Here is a 3,221-nt window from a genome sequence, read left to right as displayed (position 1 = left end):
TGATATTTTTGTTCTATTCTGTAGATTAAGTATAACACTTTGACACACTTCTAAAAACAAAAACGCCTCTTGCTCCTTAAGCTAAACAGCTTAAAGGGGCAAGAGACGTCGCTCTCACGGTACCACCCTTTTACAGAAGTTTCCCTCTGTTTCTCATCAGGTCCAACAACCTTAGCAGAATAACGACTGCACTTCCCGCAGGAAGCTGAGACCGGCGCAGCCTAGGCCTCCAAGAGGCTTCAGCCTTGCTGTTCCGGAATGATTCGCGCTTTTACGCTGTTGCCGCCTCGCACCAACCGCCGGCTCTCTGAAACAACTTTTAAAAAGCACAGGTTCCTTCATCACATTTTGGTTATAAAATTTTTCCGAGGATGTTTTAAAATATACCGTAAGTATTTTCCTTTGTCAATAACTTATTTTACGTTTTTCTTTTGTTTTTAATTTTTATCAATAATTTTTGTAATTATGTTCTCGATATATTCTTCCGGCGAGGAGCATTGCATCGCTCCCGACATGACACAGCAGCCCGCTGCGCCGCGAGCCAGCAGTTCCGGCACCCGCTCCGCCGTCACGCCGCCAATGGCAAATACAGGTACGCTGACCGATTGACACACTTCGCGCAGAAAGTCCAGGCCGCGCGGCGCCAAATCTTTTTTACAATCGGTCTCGTAGATATGTCCCGCAATAAGATAAGCCCCCCCCAGTTGCTGCGCTTCCAATGCCTCTGGCACAGAATGAACCGAAATTCCCGTTTGCAAACCAGCCAGCGCCTCAGGCTCCGCCTGGCGCAGCTCTTCCATGGACAAGTGTAACTGCTGTACTCCTAATCGCCGCGCCACATCGGCGTAACGACGCACTATAAGGCGCACACCCCAAGGAGCGCAGCGTTCCTGCACTTCCCTCGCCAGCACTTCATAATCTGCTTCGCCCAAATCCTTCTCCCGCAGCAAAATCGCTTGCGGCTTCGCCTGCGCCAAACGGCGGACGCGCTCTAAAAAATCGTCCGGGCATAAACTACGCTGAGTCACGCAAAGCAATTCCGCCATAGTTACACCCGCAGATAATCCGTATATACCGGCTGCAGCCCGCGAGCCAGTACCATTTGATGCACTTCGTCAACGCTGCGAGGATCGGCAATTTCAAACTGTTCGTCGCCTTTTTCCTCTTCGCTGTGTCCGCCAACGCCCACACTGACGCCGGAAGAAATCTTTGTTGCCACAAGGCCGATAACATGATCCCGGAAGCCGGCTCGCTCTCTGGTAGAGATCGTAAGACCCGCAAAGGGCATAAGCAGGCGGTACGCCAGCATCACCTGGAGCAGCTGCTTTTCATGGACGTCATTGGCGTTATTAGCCGCATTGTTGATATACGGACGCAAACGCGGCGTAGAAAAAGAAATCTCCGCGTGGGGATATTTCTGTTGAATCAAAGAAGCGTGAACTCCTACGGAAAAAGCGTCTTTTCGGAAATCGTCCAATCCTAAGAGCGCCCCAAAGGCCACGCCGCGCATACCGCCCAAAAGAGCCCTCTCCTGCGCGTGAAAGCGGTAAGGGAAAATACGCTTGGGGCCGCTCAAATGTACCTGCTCGTATTTATCCGGATTATAGGTTTCTTGGTACACACAGACAAAATCACTGCCGCAAGCGTGCAGATAAGCGTATTCATCCGAGTTGAGAGGATAAATTTCAATACCTACCGTAGAAAAGTATTTCGCCGCCAATTTAACCGCTTCGCCAATGTAATCCACGCCGGATTGCTTGCGCGTCTCGCCGGTAAGGAGCAAAATTTCCTGCAACCCGGTTTTAGCAATGGTCTGCAGTTCACTTTCAATCTCTGCCAGCGTCAACTTACCCCGATGAATGCGGTTTTGACAGTTAAAGCCGCAATATACGCAGTGGTTTTCGCAGTAATTGGCAATATACAGCGGGGTAAACATCTGTACGGAATTACCGAAATGCTTACGCGTCTCCCAACGCGCGCGCACCGCCATTTCTTCTAAACAGTCTCCCGCCGCCGGGGACAGCAGTATGCCATAGTCTTCCAGCGACAAGGATTCCTTGGCCAGGACACGCCGCACGTCTTGGGTTGTGTAGTTTTGGTACTCATACGACGCGGTCCGTTCCAGCACCTTTGCAAGCACATCCGACTCCAGCGCCTCCATGCCTGGCTGGTATTCCATGTGATTGACTCTTTTAGTTTCCATGTTTACGCCTCCAAAAATCCGGTCAACGGGCTGGATGCTTCCGCCCCGTCCAGCACCCGTCCTAAACCGGCAAGATAGCCTTCCCGTCCGGCTTCCACTGCTTGCTTAAAGGCGCGCGCCATCTGCGCTACATCGCCGGCCGTGGCAATCGCGGTATTGCACATCACCGCAGCCGCGCCCATCTCCATCGCCTCGCAAGCCTGCGAAGGCCGACCAATGCCAGCGTCAACAATGATCGGCAAATCAATCTCTTCAATCAAAATCCGAATAAACTCCCGCGTACACAGCCCTTTATTGCTGCCAATGGGCGCGCCCAAGGGCATTACCGACGCCGCTCCTGCATCCGCCAAGGCTCTAGCTGCATTTAAGTCCGGATACATATACGGCATAACCTGAAAACCTTCTTTAGCCAAAATTTCCGTCGCCTTAATGGTTTCCTGATTATCCGGCAGCAAGTACTTTGAGTCCCTTATGACTTCCAGCTTCACAAAATCGCCGCACCCAAGCTCCCGGGCCAATCTGGCGATACGCACCGCTTCCTCGGCGTTGCGGGCGCCGGAGGTATTAGGCAGCAGCGTAATGCCCTTTGGTATGTATTCTAAGATATTTTCTTGACCGCCCACATTTGCCCGCCGTAACGCCAGCGTTACGATATCCACTTGGCCATGCTCGATAACCGCCTGGATCAGGGGCAGAGAAAATTTTCCCGAACCCAAAATCAAGCGAGACTTAAACTCTCGGCCGCCAATTTTCAATACATCTGTCATTTTCTACATTCCTCCTACTTCTAATTCGCCCACTAAGAGACGCAGCACCATATTCGCCTGGTGTCCGGCGCAAACCTGTACGCGCGGCGCCATTAAGCCGCGCCCCCGGCAAGCGCCGCTTTCCAAATCGCCGCAGACATACAAACGTTCCATAACTTGCTTCGTCTTGATCGTATTCGCGCTGCCAAAACCAGCCATGCCGGAAGCCGCCACCACCTTGACCTGGGGCAATTTTTCTAAGGCGGTGTTCA

3 protein-coding genes and 1 pseudogene are annotated in these 3,221 nt (G+C 52.1%); all 4 read right to left on the bottom strand.

The annotated features are described in order from the left end of the window. Window positions 1-437 precede the first annotated feature (437 nt). Window positions 438-1,046, bottom strand: a complete 609-nt coding sequence (locus tag PHF27_RS14030; protein ID WP_300071414.1) for a thiamine phosphate synthase — start codon at window positions 1,044-1,046, stop codon at window positions 438-440. Between the two features lie 2 nt (window positions 1,047-1,048). Further along, window positions 1,049-2,203: a 2-iminoacetate synthase ThiH gene (gene thiH, locus PHF27_RS14025; RefSeq protein ID WP_300071412.1), complete on the bottom strand. Its 1,155-nt coding sequence runs from the start codon at window positions 2,201-2,203 to the stop codon at window positions 1,049-1,051. A gap of 2 nt (window positions 2,204-2,205) precedes the next feature. Beyond that, a complete protein-coding gene (locus PHF27_RS14020) occupies window positions 2,206-2,970 on the bottom strand; it encodes a thiazole synthase (RefSeq protein ID WP_300071409.1) in 765 nt (254 codons plus the stop codon). Between the two features lie 3 nt (window positions 2,971-2,973). Beyond that, window positions 2,974-3,221 (bottom strand): annotated as a pseudogene (locus tag PHF27_RS14015) (sulfur carrier protein ThiS adenylyltransferase ThiF); the annotation flags it as partial.

This window comes from Anaeromusa sp. (assembly GCF_028691475.1).
Lineage (GTDB): Bacteria > Bacillota > Negativicutes > Anaeromusales > Anaeromusaceae > Anaeromusa.
The sequence above is the reverse complement of the archived record's forward strand: the minus strand, read 5'-3'. Positions and strand labels throughout refer to the sequence as shown.

Excerpts from the sequence above, each read along its gene's own strand:
- PHF27_RS14030 (WP_300071414.1), bottom strand. The coding sequence starts at position 1,046 with ATGGCGGAATTGCTTTGCGTGACTCAGCGTAGTTTATGCCCGGACGAT.
- thiH (WP_300071412.1), bottom strand. The coding sequence starts at position 2,203 with ATGGAAACTAAAAGAGTCAATCACATGGAATACCAGCCAGGCATGGAG.
- PHF27_RS14020 (WP_300071409.1), bottom strand. The coding sequence starts at position 2,970 with ATGACAGATGTATTGAAAATTGGCGGCCGAGAGTTTAAGTCTCGCTTG.